14 protein-coding genes are annotated in these 17,136 nt (G+C 51.9%); 3 read left to right on the top strand and 11 right to left on the bottom strand.

Annotated elements, in window-relative coordinates; all coding sequences use genetic code 11:
- Positions 1-221: 221 nt before the first annotated feature.
- The 11 genes from IPQ00_07850 to IPQ00_07800 all read right to left on the bottom strand — a co-directional run bounded on the left by IPQ00_07850 (position 222) and on the right by IPQ00_07800 (position 11,960).
- Positions 222-803 (bottom strand): TVP38/TMEM64 family protein, encoded by a 582-nt coding sequence (locus tag IPQ00_07850; GenBank protein ID MBL0240471.1) that lies wholly within the window; start codon positions 801-803, stop codon positions 222-224.
- A gap of 246 nt (positions 804-1,049) precedes the next feature.
- Positions 1,050-1,439: a hypothetical protein gene (locus tag IPQ00_07845; GenBank protein MBL0240470.1), complete on the bottom strand. Its 390-nt coding sequence runs from the start codon at positions 1,437-1,439 to the stop codon at positions 1,050-1,052.
- 88 nt (positions 1,440-1,527) lie between these two features.
- Complete coding sequence (gene gcvPB, locus IPQ00_07840) at positions 1,528-3,051, bottom strand: aminomethyl-transferring glycine dehydrogenase subunit GcvPB (protein MBL0240469.1); 1,524 nt, start codon at positions 3,049-3,051, stop codon at positions 1,528-1,530.
- Between the two features lie 5 nt (positions 3,052-3,056).
- Complete coding sequence (locus tag IPQ00_07835; GenBank protein ID MBL0240468.1) at positions 3,057-4,310, bottom strand: aminotransferase class V-fold PLP-dependent enzyme; 1,254 nt, start codon at positions 4,308-4,310, stop codon at positions 3,057-3,059.
- A 131-nt stretch (positions 4,311-4,441) separates the two neighbouring features.
- On the bottom strand, positions 4,442-5,785 hold the full coding sequence (gene gcvPA / locus IPQ00_07830; GenBank protein ID MBL0240467.1) for an aminomethyl-transferring glycine dehydrogenase subunit GcvPA: 1,344 nt from the start codon (positions 5,783-5,785) through the stop codon (positions 4,442-4,444).
- Between the two features lie 172 nt (positions 5,786-5,957).
- Positions 5,958-7,280 carry a hypothetical protein gene (locus IPQ00_07825; GenBank protein MBL0240466.1) on the bottom strand — a complete coding sequence of 441 codons (1,323 nt, stop codon included), beginning with the start codon at positions 7,278-7,280 and terminating at the stop codon, positions 5,958-5,960.
- A 257-nt stretch (positions 7,281-7,537) separates the two neighbouring features.
- On the bottom strand, positions 7,538-7,927 hold the full coding sequence (gcvH, locus tag IPQ00_07820; GenBank protein ID MBL0240465.1) for a glycine cleavage system protein GcvH: 390 nt from the start codon (positions 7,925-7,927) through the stop codon (positions 7,538-7,540).
- 43 nt (positions 7,928-7,970) lie between these two features.
- A complete protein-coding gene (gene gcvT, locus IPQ00_07815; protein MBL0240464.1) occupies positions 7,971-9,086 on the bottom strand; it encodes a glycine cleavage system aminomethyltransferase GcvT in 1,116 nt (371 codons plus the stop codon).
- A gap of 279 nt (positions 9,087-9,365) precedes the next feature.
- Entirely contained in the window at positions 9,366-9,947 is a 582-nt protein-coding gene (locus IPQ00_07810) for a hypothetical protein (protein MBL0240463.1), read from the bottom strand.
- A 4-nt stretch (positions 9,948-9,951) separates the two neighbouring features.
- Positions 9,952-10,527 (bottom strand): hypothetical protein, encoded by a 576-nt coding sequence (locus IPQ00_07805; protein MBL0240462.1) that lies wholly within the window; start codon positions 10,525-10,527, stop codon positions 9,952-9,954.
- Positions 10,524-11,960, bottom strand: a complete 1,437-nt coding sequence (locus IPQ00_07800) for a tetratricopeptide repeat protein (protein MBL0240461.1) — start codon at positions 11,958-11,960, stop codon at positions 10,524-10,526. The genes IPQ00_07805 and IPQ00_07800 overlap by 4 nt, the downstream gene beginning before the upstream one ends.
- Positions 11,961-12,122: 162 nt before the next feature.
- On the opposite strand from IPQ00_07800, the gene larE reads away from it, so the two are divergent.
- The 3 genes from larE (at position 12,123) to IPQ00_07785 (ending at position 17,056) form a co-directional block, all read left to right on the top strand.
- Complete coding sequence (larE, locus tag IPQ00_07795) at positions 12,123-12,959, top strand: ATP-dependent sacrificial sulfur transferase LarE (GenBank protein ID MBL0240460.1); 837 nt, start codon at positions 12,123-12,125, stop codon at positions 12,957-12,959.
- Between the two features lie 47 nt (positions 12,960-13,006).
- Entirely contained in the window at positions 13,007-14,296 is a 1,290-nt protein-coding gene (locus tag IPQ00_07790) for a Glu/Leu/Phe/Val dehydrogenase (protein ID MBL0240459.1), read from the top strand.
- Between the two features lie 306 nt (positions 14,297-14,602).
- A complete protein-coding gene (locus IPQ00_07785) occupies positions 14,603-17,056 on the top strand; it encodes a hypothetical protein (protein ID MBL0240458.1) in 2,454 nt (817 codons plus the stop codon).
- Positions 17,057-17,136: the final 80 nt, after the last annotated feature.

The raw sequence follows: 17,136 nt of genomic DNA, 5'->3' as shown, positions 1-17,136 counted from the left end.
ACGTACAAACCAAAGGGAGAGGTGCAATCGAGCGAAATTATATACATCAAAATACTGCCACGCAATCAAAAGTCCACAAATTCACGTGACGACGGTAAGTTTGCATCAAAAATATGGCCGATCGCTCCGGCTAAACATTTGGCCTACGAAAATGCGACATCAAGATTTAACCGAGTCTGCATTATACGTCAGTCTGACGGAAAAGTTATCGGCACCTTTCGCTAATTCCAAAAACGCAAGATCGAGCCGCCAAAAAATATGTAGATCGAGCAGAGTATCGATTCGCCGATTGCGACCGCCGAAATGAATTTGCCGAAATGCATACGGGTCGTCCCCGCAAGATAGCAGACAAGGTCGGTCGGGATAAATGGGAAAAACGCCCATCCCGCGACGATCAAAAAGCCAAAAGGCTGCTCCAAGCGTTGTTTGATATTGTGTGAAAGCTCGGGTTTGTGTTCCTCAAAGTAATCGTCAAAGCCCAAAAATTCAGAGAAATAGTAGATCATCGTCGAAGACAAAAGTATTCCTGCCATCGACACCGCCAAGACTGCGAATGGGTGCGATGGGAATAGCATCGTGCCCGCTAGCACCAAAGGCGTACTCGGCAGCAATGTAAAGCCGCGAAATGCGGACAATGCGATATAGATCAACCAAACTCCGTGTTTGAAGTTGTGTAAAAACTCTGTGATACCCTCAGCCGAAAACGCCGGCGGATCGTAAAGATAGAACGATAGAAATCCGATCGGTATCGAGAGCCAGACACTGATAAGGATCCATCTGACGATCAGGACCGGCTTTTTCATAAGTGGAAATTAGCGTTTAAGTTCTAGTCGAGCGAACCCGGAAAATCTGCAGCAATAAGATGATAGAAAAGCGATGTGAAACCTGGAGCTTGGCTGAATAAGGGGAGACAGTGAATGAGTTCGCGGCCCATATCGATAAGTGCGTCACCGTTTACAAGGTTGATGTCGATCCCGTTTTGGCAAGTATGGCTGAATTCAACGATAGGGAACTGCTTCTAATTTTCCGGCCAGAGGTGTTAATCCGTGTTAGCGGATCGTTACGGTCAGACGATAGGTTGCGTTGCCTCGCGTGCCTCCGACAATAATCTTGTAATCGCCATTGTACGGCAAGGTGTTGGTTACCTGCCGAGCTTCGTCCTCTTCACCGGCGTCTTGCAAATACTCGCCGTCCGGTCCCTGAACCGTGAATGCTGCGTTGTTCTCGATCGCGGTTACGCGAACTGTCATCATCTGCTCGGCTTTTGCGCCAACGATATAAGTATCGACCTCTCCGCGGATGACGCTGTTGGAAACGGTTGCAGAGTGCTTGCCCTTTGCAAACTTGATGCGTTTCGTAACGCCGTCAGCCTGCGTCGAGATCGCGGCAACAAGTGCAACCGCAAGTAGCGGGAGAATGATAAAAATTCTCTTTTTCATAAACATAACTCAATTGCTCGTTTCTAAAGCGCCCGGCGAACCGATCCGATATCTTCGCCACCGAATACCTTCGGCAAACGCTCGTCACTTAGGCCTTTTGACTCATCGTTTCCATATCCGGCCTCCAACGCAGAACCGGCTTTCTCGCCGCTGATGCCTCGTCGAGTCGGCCGATACGGGTTGAATGCGGAGCATTGATCACGAGTTCAGGATCCTCCTGAGCCTCGCGGTCGATGTCGATCATAGCGTCCACAAACGCATCAAGCTCGACACGTCCGACGGACTCCGTCGGTTCGATAAGCATCGCTCCTTCGACCACGAGCGGAAAATATACGGTCATCGGGTGAAATCCATAGTCGATCAGTCGTTTGGCGATGTCGAGCGTCACGACGCCGCGTTTGGATTGATTTTTGTGCGAAAAGATAGCTTCGTGCATACAATCCGCGTCAAACGGCTTATCAAATGCGTCGGCAAGTTTGTCAGAAATGTATCGGGCATTCAATACGGCCGCCTCGGTCGCTTCTTTGAGCCCCTCGGCACCGTGCGTGTAAATATACGAAAGTGCCCTGACCATCATTCCAAAATTGCCATAAAACGCCTTTACTCGTCCGATCGAAGCGGGGTAATCACTGTTCAAGGCATATTGGTCGCCGATCTTTTCGATCCGCGGAACTGGCAGAAACGGCATCAGCTCAGCCGAACAGCAGCAAGGCCCGCAGCCCGGACCGCCACCGCCGTGCGGTGTCGAAAATGTTTTGTGCAGGTTGAGATGGATCACGTCGACGCCCATATCGCCCGGCCGTGCGATACCGACGAGAGCGTTCATATTTGCTCCGTCCATATACACCAGCCCGCCTGCCGTATGGATCACATCGCAGATCTCTTTAATGTTTTTTTCAAAGATGCCGACCGTATTTGGATTCGTCAACATCAATCCGGCGACACCGCCTTCGTCACAAAGCTGACGGAGGTGGTCCATATCCGTGAACCCCTCGGGCGTCGAGTGGATGGTCTTGACCGTGAATCCGGCCATGGCCGCCGAAGCCGGATTGGTGCCGTGGGCCGAGTCGGGAATAAGCATTACCCGGCGATCCTTGGATGCCTCGCCGTCCCGTTGATCCAAAAAGGCACGAATCAGCATAACTCCCGTCATCTCGCCCTGTGCTCCCGCAGCCGGTTGGAGCGAGACACCGGGTAGGCCGGTGATCTCGGCCAGATCCTGTTGCAGACGGTACATCAGTTCCAATGCGCCCTGCGATTCGGATTCGGGAGCCATCGGATGAAGCCCTGCAAAACCGCCGATCCGAGCCGTTTTTTCGTTAAGCCGGGAATTGTACTTCATCGTACAAGAGCCGAGAGGGTACATACCGAGATCGATCGAATAGTTCCACGTCGAGATGCGTGTAAAGTGCGTGATAACGTCCACTTCAGACACCTCAGGGACCTCATTCAGGTCATCGTCGCGGCGCAATGCGGCCGGCATTATTTCGTCAAGATCTATGGCGACCACATCGAGCTTTGGCAAACGATATCCGATACGTCCGGTTTGCGAACGCTCGAAGATCAATCCTTCATTCTGAGTCGGGTGTTGTGTAACTTTTTTGATGCTCATATAACTTAGGCTTTGGGTAATCCCTTTTTGGCTATGTCCGCGACGATCTCACAAAATCGGTCGAGTTCCCATAGCGTTGTGTAAACATTCGGTGTAATGCGAATGCCGGTAAATTCATCGTGAACGATCGGCGTCGTGATGATCTTGTGCTTGGACATCAGATAACTGCCGATCGCGACCGGGTCGATGCCGTCGATCTTAAAATTAGCTATCGCGCACGATTGTTGCGGGTCGAAAGATGTGTTAAATCCGACCTTTGGTATATCTTTCAGCTTGTTCATCCAATATCGCGAGAGGTAACGCAGGCGTTCCTCTTTTCGTTTGCCGCCGATCGCGTTGTGAAACAGTATCGCTTCGCCGATCGCGAGTCGCATCGCTGCCGAATGTGTTCCGATCTCTTCAAACTTCCGGATGTCGTTCTTGTTCCTGTCCTCCGACGCCATTAGTGCCCAGATCTTGCTGATCTTGTCGCGTTTTACATAGAGCATCCCCGTGCCCTTCGGAGCATACAGCCATTTGTGCAGGGAGGTGCCGTAATAATCGCAACCGATATCGGAGAGTTTGGAATCAAACTGAGCAAAGGCGTGGGCGCCGTCGACCACGGTTTCGATACCTTTTGATCGGGCCATATCGCAGATCTGTTTGACCGGCAGTATTTGTCCCGTCAGGTTGATCTGCTGTGAGATCAAAATAAGCTTGGTTCGCGGTGTCACGGCACGCTCAAATGCGGCGGCGATGTCATCAACGTTTTTCGGTGCGATCGGGATCTTTACGAGATTAAGTTTCAGGCCCTCGCGTAGTTCGCGTTGGCGAAGGGTCGTGAGCATTCGCGGATAATCCTGCGTCGAGGTCAGGATCTCGTCTCCGGACTTTAGATCCAGCCCCATCATCACGATCTCGAGCGATTCCGAGGCGTTGCGCGTGATCGCTATCTCCTCCGGCGAACATCCGAATATCTCGGCAAGCCCGGTTCGGACGGTCTCGGACTGAGGCTCGAGTATATGCCACATTATGTAGGCTGTCGCATCCTCTTGCTGCCAGGTGTAGCGGACAAATGCCTCGGTCACCATTCGCGGACTCGGCGAGACGCCGCCGTTATTGAGATTGACCATACTCCGCGTCACCGAGAACGCCTGCTGGATCGTTGCCCAATAATCTTCGTCCATCGCCGCTTCCAAAGGTCTCAAGTGGTTGATCCTTCGACCCGCAGCATTGACCTGTTCGAAAAGCGAACCGACGACAGTGGATGACAAAGCCATAAGGCCGAGACCCTTGCCGGCCGACGCTAGAAATCGCCTGCGATCGAATGCGGTTGAAATGTCCAAGCCACTGTCCTCCTCTTATCGCCTCTCAAACGGGTCTGAAAAACATACGTAAACGATAGAAATCGTTATGCCGCCGCCAAGGCGGTGACAAGTGCGTCGATCTGAGCTTTCGAATTGGTTTCGGTTACACAAACCAAGAATTCATTTGGCCGCCCGGCGTAATACTTCGACAGCGAAATCCCGCCGATGATGCCGCCGTTGCCCCGCACCGCCTCGAGCATCTCGTCAGCGGATCTCGGACCGCGGACGACGAATTCGTTAAATGTCGGCGATGAAAAGGGAATCGAGTAACCTTCGATCGCGGCGATCTGTTGTTTTGCGTATGCAGCTTTTTGGGCGTTTTGCATTGCGACTTCCTGCAAGCCCTTTTTACCCATTGTTTCCATATAAATGGTCGCGGCGAGGGCGATCAGGCCTTGGTTCGTGCAGATGTTCGACGTCGCCTTTTCGCGGCGGATGTGCTGTTCGCGGGTCGAAAGCGTCAGCACGAAGCCGCGCTTGCCGTTCTTGTCGTAAGCCACGCCGCAGAGTCTGCCCGGCATTTGCCTCACGAATTTATCCTGGGTTGCAAATAGCCCGAGATGCGGGCCGCCAAAGCTCATCGGAACACCCCACGACTGTCCGTCGCCAACGACGATATCTGCCCCGCAAGCCCCCGGAGTTTTCAGCATTCCGAAAGATATAGCCTCGGTCACGACCACTACAAAGAGTGCACCGACCGCGTGGGCTGCAGCGGCCAAGGATTCGAGGTCCTCGACGCAGCCGAAAAAGTTAGGCGACTGGACGACCAAAGCCGCCGTCTTGTCATCAAGAGCGGATGTGTCGGCAACCCTACCGGTGCTTTCATCAAAATCTATCTCGACTATCTCCGTGTCACCGTGTTGGGCGTAGGTCGTCGCAACTTCGCGATATTCCTTATGAACGCTCTTGGCGACAACGATCTTGTCGCGGCGTGTTACACGCTGTGCCATCAGATACGCCTCGGCCATCGCGGTCGATCCGTCGTACATTGACGCATTCGACACCTCCATTCCGGTCAGTTGGCAGACCAGTGTCTGAAATTCGAAAATATATTGAAGCGTGCCCTGTGATATTTCCGGTTGGTACGGTGTGTAAGATGTAAAAAATTCCGATCGCTGGATCAGGTGATCGACGACCGTCGGCGAATAATGCGAGTAAACGCCGCCGCCGAGGAATGACGGTTTTGATATTCCGGTATTTTTCGCGGCCATCGCCTCCATTGCTGCGATCACCTCGGATTCGGCCAGAGGTTCGGTCACATCGAGTGCACGATTTAACTGGACATCCTCCGGTATCGAGCGGAACAAGTCTTTTGCACTGGAAAGGCCGACCGTAGCCAGCATTTCATCACGTTCTTCGGGTGAATTGGGTATATATCTCATTGGAATATGGTTAATTAAGTGCCGTAAATACAAAAGTACTGCGAAAACACGATGATATCAAACTTATTATCTGAAAAAGAAAAGCGATTAAAGAAATTGAGCTTATGCATAAATAAGAGGGCGTGAAAATGCAATAATTACTCTTCCACGCCCTCAAGACTTCTCGTCACCGCAAACGTTACCTGGCGACGGCGAGAACGGAAATCGCTTCGGTCGCCAGAACTCCTTCGACCGCTCCGTCCACACTGCTTTCAGTTTTGCCCGCAGCCTTGTTTTGGAGCATTGTTTGGCCGGTTTTAAGCGAGACCAACTTAAAATCGACCTGAGCTTCAATTTTCTGAGCGGATGATGTGTCAGTGTTTGTGACCTTGCCGAAGATACCTCCGATCTTGCTCGCCGTCGATTGTTTCAACTTTGAGAAATCACTGGACAGAATATAATCACATCCCGCCTCACGGGCTTGGGCCTCGCTACTTACAGCAAATCCCTCGGTATTACCGGACGTTAGTTTCCCGACCAAAAATGACTGCATTTGGTCCGAAGAGAAATTCTCCTGGGATCTGTTCGTCGGAGCAAGCACACCGATCCGGATCGTCCCCGGTCGTTTTACCTGCGACAGCGGCGGGGACTGCGATCGAACTGTACTCTCGGTGCGCGATGTCTGACGCTGAGGGTTGTCCTGGCCGCGCATGATCGATGAATAGTCAGGACGGCTATATAGGTCCTGAGCAGAATTGGCCGGAGTATAGTTTGCCGGCAGATCGAATAGTGCATCGGCAAGCACCGATCTGGTAAATTCAACGGTTTCGAGGGACTGCGAGAAAGCCATTCCGTCGCCGTCACCGCTTTTCATCGTAGTCGTTAGCTGAAGAGCAAAGCCCAGTTTGCCACCGCCCGAGGTTTTGATGATCATACGGTCTTGGCAACCCTGTTTCGGTTGGCTAGTCGCACCCATCGGATTTCGCGGAACTGATACCGGACAGGAAAATAACGGAAGGTCGACATACCAACCGTCGGTCTCGATGTTCATATCGCTTTTTGAGCAGGCGTCAGGCGAAGATCGGGACGTCATAGTCGTTTTGATATGACGGGCTGTCAGGCCGAACATCTGCTTTCGCTCGCCGGTGTCGTTGATCGAGGTGGTTATAGTGACCGTGCCGCCCTTGGTCACATTTCCGGGTTGCGTTCTAACGGGCTTGACCGGAGGCGTTGCCGCAGTTTCGTCGGTGGCAAACGGTTCAATAAAATACATCTTCCGTTTGTCGTTTAACTGAACAGTGCGTTTCAGATCACACTGCTCGATTGTCGCGACATCGGCCGTCATTCCCATAATTCCACTGCTCTCGGATCGCTTACGCGAACCCTTGACGTAAATGGTGGACGTGATGTTCTGTCCGTTTAGCGAGGTTGTCTGTTTGATCTTGTAGTTTTGGGCCGGAGTGGCGAGGGAATTGCCCAAAATCACAACTAAAGCGAAAAATAGCGTCGCAACTGATTTCATATTGCCTCCCGAATGTCGAAATAGAACCTGTTAATCCAGATCTACTGGAACCACAATTCAACAAAATGCGCCGGAGTTTGACAACATTATTATATGCGAGATATCACCGCTTAACTAATATCTAGCGTCACCAAAACTATCTTTTGTAGCATAAACGCAAAAAGGTCCGGAGAAAATCCCCGGACCCTTCCAAAACCCGACCACATCTAACGGCAGACGCCGCACATTAGATCAAATCGTCATTAAACTGATAGTTACTAGCCGACCGTGCTGAGGTATTCCTCGTACTCTTCGCCGGACAGCAAAGCGTCGGCCTCGCCCGGATTGTCCATTTTGACCTTTACCATCCAACCTGCGCCGTACGGATCATTGTTGACCGCTTCCGGGGTGTCGTTGAGACCGTCATTGACCTCGACGACCTCACCTGCCACAGGTGTAAAGATCTCGGAAACGGCCTTTACAGACTCGACCGACCCGAATGACTCGTGAGCCCCAAATTTGTCGCCGACACGCGGCATATCGACATACACGACATCACCCAAATTATGCTGTGCGTAATCGGTGATACCGAGCGTTGCGACGTCACCGGTGACATTCACGTATTCGTGGTCTTTGCTGTAGCGTAGATTCTCAGGAATGTTTGACATAAGTTATGAAACTGACCTCATTAAAATTGTTCGAAAACTTGAACTAGTTTGACCGCTTGTAAAATGGCGTCGAAACCACTTTCGCCGCGATCTGGCGACCTCTAACATCGATTTTAATTTCTTGACCGACAATTGCAAATTGCGGAGGCAAAAATGCAAGTCCGATGTTCTTTTTCAGGAACGGGGCAGGACTTCCCGATGTGACAACGCCTATCTTTTCGCCATCCAGATAAATGTCGCAGCCATCGCGTGCGATGCCCGGTTCGGTCATTTCAAAGCCTGCGATCTTGCGGGTAACTCCGACTTCCTTCTGTTTAGCAAGTATCTCTGAGCCTGTAAATGGGCCTTTCTGAAATTTGGTGATCCAACCGAGTCCGGCCTCAAGCGGCGAGATGTCGTCGCCGAGTTCGTGGCCGTAGAGCGACATTGCCGACTCCAGTCGCAGCGTGTTGCGCGCCGCCAGGCCGCAGGGAATGATTCCGCCGTCGGTTCCGTATTTTCCGGTTTCGAGTATCTTGTTCCAGAGTTGAATGGCCGCGTCCGCTGCCGCGTACACCTCAAAACCGTCCTCTCCGGTGTAACCCGTACGCGAAATGATCGAATCGACGCCATCAACGCGGCCCGTGGTGAAATGATAATACTTGATCGCGGAAAGGTCGGTCTCCGTCAGTTTCTGCACGATGGCCGTCGCGTCCGGCCCCTGAACCGCGATCTGACAATATTCCGCACTGGCATTTAACAGTTCGACCCGCTCATCTTTTTTATGCGAGGTGATCCAGGCCCAGTCCTTTTCGGTCGTGCCGGCATTTACCACCAGCAAAAGTTTCTCCTGACTGAATCGATATACCAGCAGATCATCGACAATGCCGCCCTCGTCGTTGGTCATTGCCGAATAGTGAGCTTGTCCGTCAACCAGATTCAAAACGTCGTTTGTGGTCAATCCGTTGACGAAGCTGATCGCGTCCGGCCCTTCGACCCAGATCTCGCCCATATGCGACACGTCGAAAAGTCCCGAGTGTGTTCGGGTCGCCATATGCTCTTCGATAACGCCGGCAGTGTATTGGACGGGCATATCCCAACCGCCAAAATCAACCATCCGTCCGCCCAGCGTGCGGTGAACATCATTCAATGGTGTCTTTTTCAAAGCTTCTGCTGTCATATATGGTGAGTGTAAGGTACATTTGCGGCGCGCTACAAGTCATCCGGGTATAGTTTGGTGGCAATGGCCACTCGCCGTTCGGTTCGTTGAGGCAGCAACATCTAAACTTGTGTAAAAAAGACCGTTCAGAAATGTAATGTTTTTCGAAAAAATGACATTAAGTAGGTGAGGTCGCGATTCTGTGTGAGTTCGAGGCCGGCTCTTTGAGGGGTTGATGAGCCGAACTCGTCTGAAACGGCATCGCGGCCCGCTTACTTCCCAATTTTCGGAGCAGATCAGTTACTCGTTCTTACCCTTTTTGACCTCGGCCGGTATTTTCGAAGCGGCCTCGATGATCTGGTCACAGCTTTCGATAATGTCGAGCAACAAACCGCGTTCAGTCGTAACTTCCGTTTTTGAAAGTTCGTTATTGAATAGCGGTCGATATCGGTCGGCGGCAGATCCCAAGGTTCGAACCGCCTTAGAAAATATTGCTTTCGGATCCTGTGGCTTTTTACTTTCGTCTTGATCAATGAACCCCGAATCCGGCCGGGCAGCTAGATTGTCGATGTCATCGATTGCCTTTTGGATGATCCGTTTAATATCGCTGAGCAGTTCGATGCGTGAGCCTGACGGCGTCGGACCCCACGTATCTTTTTCCTTCACCACCTTTCCGGCCGGGGCAGTTGCGATCCCGATCACGGCCATTCGACGGTCAACTGCGTGGACGAGTACGCTGATGCGTTCATCCATCTGTTGGGCATCACGGACCATCTCGATCTCCTCGTCGGTCAGGTAATCGCGGCGCTGAGCATCAGCCGTTGCCGGTGCGAATGACAGGAGAAAGACTGCGGCGGTAAAGATAGCTACTAAAAACGGCATAAAGCTAATTAATTCGAGGTTCTCTAACGACTTTGTCGCCGAAGAGCGGTTCGAGGGCTCGCGAACGCGCGTCGCGGATATATTTGATAGTTGATTTTACAAAAGGTTCGTATCTGAGCGGCAACTCGCGGCGAATCAATTCGATGCGCGGTACAAATCCTCGCAATCCGATCTCAAAACGCTTGAAATTGCCGAGAACCTTGCTGTTGTTACTGTCACTGTTCGAGAGAAACTCGATCGTATTGTCGATAACGCCCAAAAAGCCGCCAAGCTCAGTGTACATTTGTTCGAATTCTTGGAGAGCGGCGGCTTTCTCCGCTGCACTGATACGCGCATTCATTAGATCCAAAGCTACGAGCGTTCTCGACTTTACGTCCGTTTCCCGCTTTAGGGCAATGCCTTCGTCACGTGAGACGGCACGAACGGGCGGTGGCGCAGATTCGTCGGGATCACTCTGTGCTTTGACAAAGGGCGATGAAACCGTAAAAACGACAACCGCAACAAAAGCCACGCCGACAATCCTGCCGAAGGAATGCCAAGGTTGTTTTCGACCGATGATGTTGTTCCGCAAAAGCTTCATTTCTTTCCCTTCTTTTCGTTTATCTGCCTTTGGAGTATCGGTATTCGCAACTGGACCTTGTCGATCTCGAGTTGACTCTTCGAAGGATCGGCTATTCGAAGGAATTGCTGGTAATTTGCCATAGCGTCAAGATACTCCGCAAGCTGATCGTGACATATAGCAAGGAAAAAGTATGCAATCGGCAGGTCAGGCTGTTTTGAGACCAACCATCCATATTCCTGTTTTGCTTCCGCGTAACGCTTTAACTGAAATAGAGCTGTGCCTAAATTTGCGTGCACTGTTGAATTGTCGGGGGCGATCGTCAGGAGCTTGCGAAAAAGCCCGATCGCCGGCTCATACATTTTTGCCTGCACCAATGCGGCGCCCAAGCCGACGACGTGATTGATATTATTGGGCTCGGCCTCAGATGCCCGGCGGCAATAATCGAGGGCCTTCGCCGGAGCATCGACACGGTAGAGCGAGCACAGTCGGCCTAGAATCGCAGCGTCACCCGGAGTCGCGGACAATTGCTTTTCCAGTTCGCCGGCGTTATCGGATGTCGCGGCGAGCAGGCGTGTGCGAAATGCGGCTGCTTCTGCCGAAAGCGGAGCTGGTAGCGTCTCAAGGGTCTTGAGTGCGTCGTTATTATTGCCGTTTGCCGCGTACACCCTCGCTCGTAAAAGCCTTGTTTCAACGGTTACGGGAGCTATCTTCTCCAGCAAAGCGACCGTTTCCGACGCTTTTAGAGTGTCACCCTCGGCAAGAGCGATCTCAGTCAATTCTGAAAGAGCAAAGCGGTTACTCGGGTCAATAGCGAGAGCATTGCTCAGGCTGGCCTTTGCATTCTGCGTTCGGCCAAGGGCATTCTCGAGCGCCGCGCGGGCAGTCCAGAGCGATGCAGTGGGCTTCGCCTTTCCGGTAAGAGCACTTATTTTTGTTAAAAGCTCCGAAAGGACCGCCGCCGAGGCCTTTGTGCGTAACTTCAATTCAGCCATTGCCGCGAGGGCAGGGAAACTCTGGTCGTCGAGTTCGATCGACTTGGACAGAACGTTTTCGGCTTCCGCGAGATCGCCTTTGGTAAGCAAGAGTGTCCCAAGGTTCGTCATAGGCAACGTCCAATCGGGCCGCAGTTCGATCGCCCGCCTGAATGCCTTTTCTGCTTCGGCGGTGCGGCCAAGGCTCAGTTGTGCCGTGCCGCATTGATATTCAGCCTCCGGAAATTCCGGAAAAACCTTTATAGCTTTCTTATAAAGTTCGATCGCATCGGCGATCTTTCCTTGCTCGTGAAGTTCCTGAGCTTGGTTAAAAATAGCGACCGCGTCTTCGGCGGGGTCATCTATTTCCTGAGCATTTGCTGGAGGCACTGCGTTCGACACGATCACAATGACCGCTAAAATGGCGATGCCGATCTTGAGGGCGATGAAACCGGTAAAACGGGAACTACAAGTAAGCATTAAGTATTGTTCCGAATATTATCACTCGAGCCATTTCGAGTCCATATTTATTTAGCGTTTAAGAAGTTACAATGTGGTTTCAAACATTTGCTTCATTCATATTGGTAGGCTACCATTTTGTTTACGGGTCACAACAGGCCTACCCAGCCAAATCACTATAAAATGAGTTCATATCCCCAACCAACCATTGCATCGCCGGACGTCGAGATACGCGATGTTAAAGAGGATGGACTGCGGAGTATGATGCGTGAAATGGGAAAGGTGTTGGTAGCGTTCTCCGGCGGAGTGGACAGTTCCTATCTCGCGGTCATTGCAACGCAGGAACTTGGCAAGGACGCGGTGTGCGTCTTGGGGATATCACCAAGCGTTTCCGAGTTTCAGCGAACCGAGGCTCGCCGAATCGCCGCAGAAAACAGTTTGAATCTGATCGAGGCAAATACCGACGAATTATTGGATCCAAATTACGCTGCAAACCCTTCGAATAGGTGTTACTTTTGCAAAAGTGAGTTATACACGAGATTGCGTGCGATGGCCGATGAGATGGCGGTCGCGTTCGTGCTTGACGGCACCAATGCAGACGACCTTTCGGATCATCGCCCGGGGCGTATCGCGGCGGGCGAAAACCGGGTCGTGAGCCCTCTGGCGGATGTCGGTATGTCCAAGGACGATATCAGGTCATTTAGCCTTGCTAACGGCATTGACGGTTGGGATAAGCCGGCCAGTCCGTGCCTTTCGTCGCGAATTGCCCACGGCGTACCCGTTACGATCGACCGACTTTCCAAGGTTGAGCGCGGCGAGGATGCTTTGCGGCGCTTGGGTTTCAAGGAATTTCGTGTTCGGGTGCACGGCGAACTCGCGAGGATCGAGATCGCTCCGGCCGAGCTGGACTCGATCCTTTCGCCGGAGATGGTGGGCCGGGTTCGGCGTGAGTTTCGGAGTGTTGGTTTTAAGTACGTTACGCTCGATCTCGAAGGCTTTCGTTCGGGGTCGATGAATTAGTATATAAATTAGGTTAGTTAATATTATTTTTTTGGAGAGTGTATAAAATGGCAAATCCAATGGCTGACGAAATGCGTCGATTTAAGGGAAGTGACGAAAAGAATCCGTTTGAGGCAATGAGTGAGCGCTTTGACCGCGCCGCAAACCTTTTGGGTCTGGACGAGGATCTGTACCAATTGATGCGTGTACCGAGTCGCGAGATCAAGGTCTATATACCTGTCCGAATGGACACGGGGCATATACAGGTTTTTGAGGGCTTTCGAGTTCAGCACAACTTTGCACGCGGTCCGGCAAAGGGCGGTATTAGATACGCTCCCGATGTTTGCTTAGACGAGGTCAAGGCATTGTCTGCCTGGATGACCTGGAAATGTGCGGTCGTCAACGTTCCTTTTGGCGGCGGCAAGGGGGGCATTATTTGCGACCCGTCACAGATGTCGGTCGGCGAACTCGAACGATTGACTCGTCGATATACGTCGGAATTGATCGATTTCATTGGCCCCGACAAGGATGTGCCCGCCCCGGATATGGGGACCAACGAGCAGACGATGGCGTGGATAATGGACACGTACTCAATGCACGCACGCCACACCGTCACTGGGGTTGTCACCGGTAAACCGGTTGCTCTCGGCGGCTCGCTCGGCCGACGTGAAGCAACGGGCCGCGGCATACTTATTTCTATGTCAGAGGCGATCAAGAGATTTAACCTGACTCCCGAAGAGACGACAGTCGTTGTTCAGGGGTCGGGAAATGTGGGCGGTATCGGTGCGGAACTTATGCACCAACACGGATACAAGGTGATCGCCATATCTGATGTCGGCGGCGGTATCTATAATAAGGACGGTTTGGACATTCCTGCCGTTCTCGCCTATTTAAGAGAGCACAAAACGCTTGACGGCTATCCGAATGTCGAGTTCGTCGATAACAAAGCATTACTTGAGCTCGAATGCGACGTGCTTGCACCGTGTGCCACCGAAAACCAGATCACATCGGAAAATGCTGACCGCATCAAGTGTAAGATCCTGGCTGAGGGAGCAAATGGCCCGACGACCCCGAAAGCTGACAAGATATTGCACGACAAGGGAATCTTCGTAATTCCGGACATTCTTGCAAACGCCGGCGGTGTAACGGTTTCGTACTTCGAGTGGGTGCAGGATCGTATGGGATATTTCTGGTCCGAGGACGAGGTCAACGCCCGCCTCAAGGACAAAATGGTGGCTAGCTTTAACGAATTATGCCACTATGCTGAAAAGCACGACGTGGATACTCGCACTGCAGCCTATATGCTTGCGATCGATCGAGTTGCATACGATACGCGGATGCGCGGTATTTATGCATAAATTGGTGGCGTTACCGCAAGCTTAAAAACACTTGATTTTGTTTTTCGATTGCGGTATCGTCTAAAGCGGGGATAATTCTATTTGATTTCGGTCAAATTGACTTTGAACGGATTTTCCCCTACAAATTATTGTAGTTAAAGAACTAACGATTAGCACATAGCTTGATTTGTGCGTATTTGCGGTTGGCAAAGCAGTTAGGCGTATGTAATACTTGGGTAGCTTTGAGGTAAGTGGATTTTAGAAACTTAATTGTTCTCAATTGCTGGCCTTTTGAATTTAATTTTTTTATTTCGGCGGAGGAATGTGATGAAACTCGCTAACAAGGTGTACATTGCGACACTTTTACTTTTAACTCTTGCTTTTGCGGCGATGGCCCAGAGCAACGGCAGACCGGACTCAGATCCGCGTAACACTGCACCGACCGTGGGAACGGGCGGTCCGGTTGGCGGCGCTACCGGTTTATTTACTGTTTATGATGGCCAGACGCTTCGCAAGGGTGAATACACCATAAGCTTGGCAATGAGCAACTACGATCGAGATCCCGGTGATGCGGACTTTACGTCGGTGCCGGCCAGCTTCCAGATCGGTTTGACCAATAAGGTCGAACTCTTCTTTAATACAGAAGCTTATCGTGCGATCAAGGTTAACTCACGGCGTAACCTTTCGAGCAACTATCTGCCGAACTCGCAGTTCTTTATTCCTGGACCGGGTTTGACTCGCGCACCGGCAATCGTTTTGGCTCCGCGCGGACCGGGTGCTAACCCCTTCATTAATTCGGCAGTCTATCGCCCAACGGGTGCTCCGTATGTGACATATCCGTTCGTCGGCGGCAATGCCGGCACATTCGGACTGTTGCCGCCGTTCTTCTCGGGTCCGGTATTCGGATTTGCAGCTGGCACGAATGCGACATATGGCGCCGCCGCTGGCGGTAACGGTGCGTCGCTCTTCCCGGGTATCGGTTCTGTCTATGGCAGCATCCTCCCGGGCGTTGTGCTTAGAAGCACGGCTTTGGTAGGTGTTACCGGTGCCCCTGCTGGCGAAGGCCCGCTGGTCTTTTCACAGGCTCCGTCATACCTTCCGGATGCTCCGTTCATTAATCGCGGCTACGGCGAATCAGCGTTCAACTCATTTGACGTTGGTTTCAAGTGGAGAATGAACAACATTCACAATGCGGTCGGATACGGCCTCGTTGCTTCATACACCTATTATGCTGACAACGCTAACGATGCTGCCGGATTTAACCAGTTGCAGCGTGGTGCGAGTGCAGGCGGCAATATGGGCGACGTTGCCTTGACCTTCTTTGCGGACGCACGTCTCGCCAAGTGGGCTAATCTGTCGGCCAACATTGGCTACCGCTATACCAGCAAGACCAAGATGGACCTGCCGGGCGGCACATTCACAGCTCTCGACCGACCGGATGAACTCCAGTCGTCGATCGGTGTCGATTTCCCGCTTAACAAGTTCTTCCAGCCGATCGCTGAGTTCCGCTCGCTCTACTATGTAGGCGGACGCACTCCGAACGCGTTTGAGAATCACCCGATGGACGGCATCATCGGTGCCAGGATCTTCCCGGTACGTTGGGCCAGCCTCGGACTTGCATATCGCTACAACTTTAACCAGCAGGATCTGGATAGCTTTGATCCGAACGCTAGTTTCTCTAGTAACGTAACGATTCCTTGCCGCTCAGTTACAACTGGTGGCGGCACAGTAGGCGGTGAAGGCAATACGGTTTGTAATCCGGTTATTATCACCTCAAGCTGGACTGGAGCTCCTAATGGATTTGTCACATCGAGTGATGGAAACGGATACATTGCACAGTTGACGTTGGGACGCCGCACGAAGCGTCAGACGGAAATTGTCAATATCCCGGCGGTAGTTAACTCGGTCACGATCAGTGACACGGTTATCACGCTTGGATGTGCTCCTGGATTCAAATCACGATCGGGTGCTTGTAACGACAACCGTACGGTCAACGTTGCAACGAGTGCAAGCGATGCAGAAAATGATGTCCTTACCTATAACTACACAGTTTCGGGCGGACGCATTGTCGGCAGCGGTGCAAACGTTCAGTGGGATCTTTCGGGAGTTGGCAAGGGAACGTACACGATCACAACAGGTGTTGATGATGGTTGCGGCGTTTGCGGCAAGACCGAAACCAAGACAATAACTATCGAAGAGTGTGCAGATTGTGTTCAGGTTTGCTCCTGCCCGACATTGTCGGTCAGCGGACCGGCCGGAACGACCGATCCTGGTGCAACGATGACCTTTACCTTGAGCGGTGCCGGTTCTAACTCGGTCAACTGGGCAGTATCTGCCGGTTCGATCGAATCAGGACAGGGAACATCGTCGATCACGGTTCGCACGCCTGCAGACGGTAGTGTTTCGAACATCACAGCTACGGCTGAGGTGGGCGGAATCGATCCGACCTGTAATTGTGTGACCACTGCAAGTGAAAGTGCTCCGGTTGCTCCGAAACCGTCCAAGACACTTATCGATGAATTCGGCAAGGCTCCGGATGATGACGTCAAGGCTCGTGTTGACAACTTCTATATCCAGTTGAACAACAATCCGAGTGCTCAGGGCTACATCGTCAACGAAGGTACGCCGGTAGAGATCAAGAAGCGTAAAACCCAGATCATGAAGGCTATCAACTTCCGTAAGTACGATGTTAATCGTGTTACGTTTGTCGACGGCAATAATACTGGAGCGGGAATCAACACCAAGTTCTGGCTCGTGCCGGCTGGTGCTGACGCTCCCTAATTACGCATAGCTTCGCATCACCGCAAGGTGTGTGAACATTTCAAAACGGCTGAGGTTTCCATCACAAGACCTCAGCCGTT

It is taken from the genome of Chloracidobacterium sp., from assembly GCA_016720705.1.
Taxonomy (GTDB): domain Bacteria; phylum Acidobacteriota; class Blastocatellia; order Pyrinomonadales; family Pyrinomonadaceae; genus OLB17.
This window is presented reverse-complemented; position numbering and strand designations above follow the sequence as displayed.

Coding starts and splice junctions, on each gene's coding strand:
- gcvPB (MBL0240469.1), bottom strand. CDS start 3,051: ATGAGCATCAAAAAAGTTACACAACACCCGACTCAGAATGAAGGATTG.
- IPQ00_07825 (MBL0240466.1), bottom strand. CDS start 7,280: ATGAAATCAGTTGCGACGCTATTTTTCGCTTTAGTTGTGATTTTGGGC.
- IPQ00_07850 (MBL0240471.1), bottom strand. CDS start 803: ATGAAAAAGCCGGTCCTGATCGTCAGATGGATCCTTATCAGTGTCTGG.
- IPQ00_07805 (MBL0240462.1), bottom strand. CDS start 10,527: ATGAAGCTTTTGCGGAACAACATCATCGGTCGAAAACAACCTTGGCAT.
- gcvT (MBL0240464.1), bottom strand. CDS start 9,086: ATGACAGCAGAAGCTTTGAAAAAGACACCATTGAATGATGTTCACCGC.
- IPQ00_07810 (MBL0240463.1), bottom strand. CDS start 9,947: ATGCCGTTTTTAGTAGCTATCTTTACCGCCGCAGTCTTTCTCCTGTCA.
- IPQ00_07800 (MBL0240461.1), bottom strand. CDS start 11,960: ATGCTTACTTGTAGTTCCCGTTTTACCGGTTTCATCGCCCTCAAGATC.
- IPQ00_07845 (MBL0240470.1), bottom strand. CDS start 1,439: ATGAAAAAGAGAATTTTTATCATTCTCCCGCTACTTGCGGTTGCACTT.
- gcvH (MBL0240465.1), bottom strand. CDS start 7,927: ATGTCAAACATTCCTGAGAATCTACGCTACAGCAAAGACCACGAATAC.
- IPQ00_07785 (MBL0240458.1), top strand. CDS start 14,603: ATGAAACTCGCTAACAAGGTGTACATTGCGACACTTTTACTTTTAACT.
- IPQ00_07835 (MBL0240468.1), bottom strand. CDS start 4,310: ATGGCTTTGTCATCCACTGTCGTCGGTTCGCTTTTCGAACAGGTCAAT.
- larE (MBL0240460.1), top strand. CDS start 12,123: ATGAGTTCATATCCCCAACCAACCATTGCATCGCCGGACGTCGAGATA.
- IPQ00_07790 (MBL0240459.1), top strand. CDS start 13,007: ATGGCAAATCCAATGGCTGACGAAATGCGTCGATTTAAGGGAAGTGAC.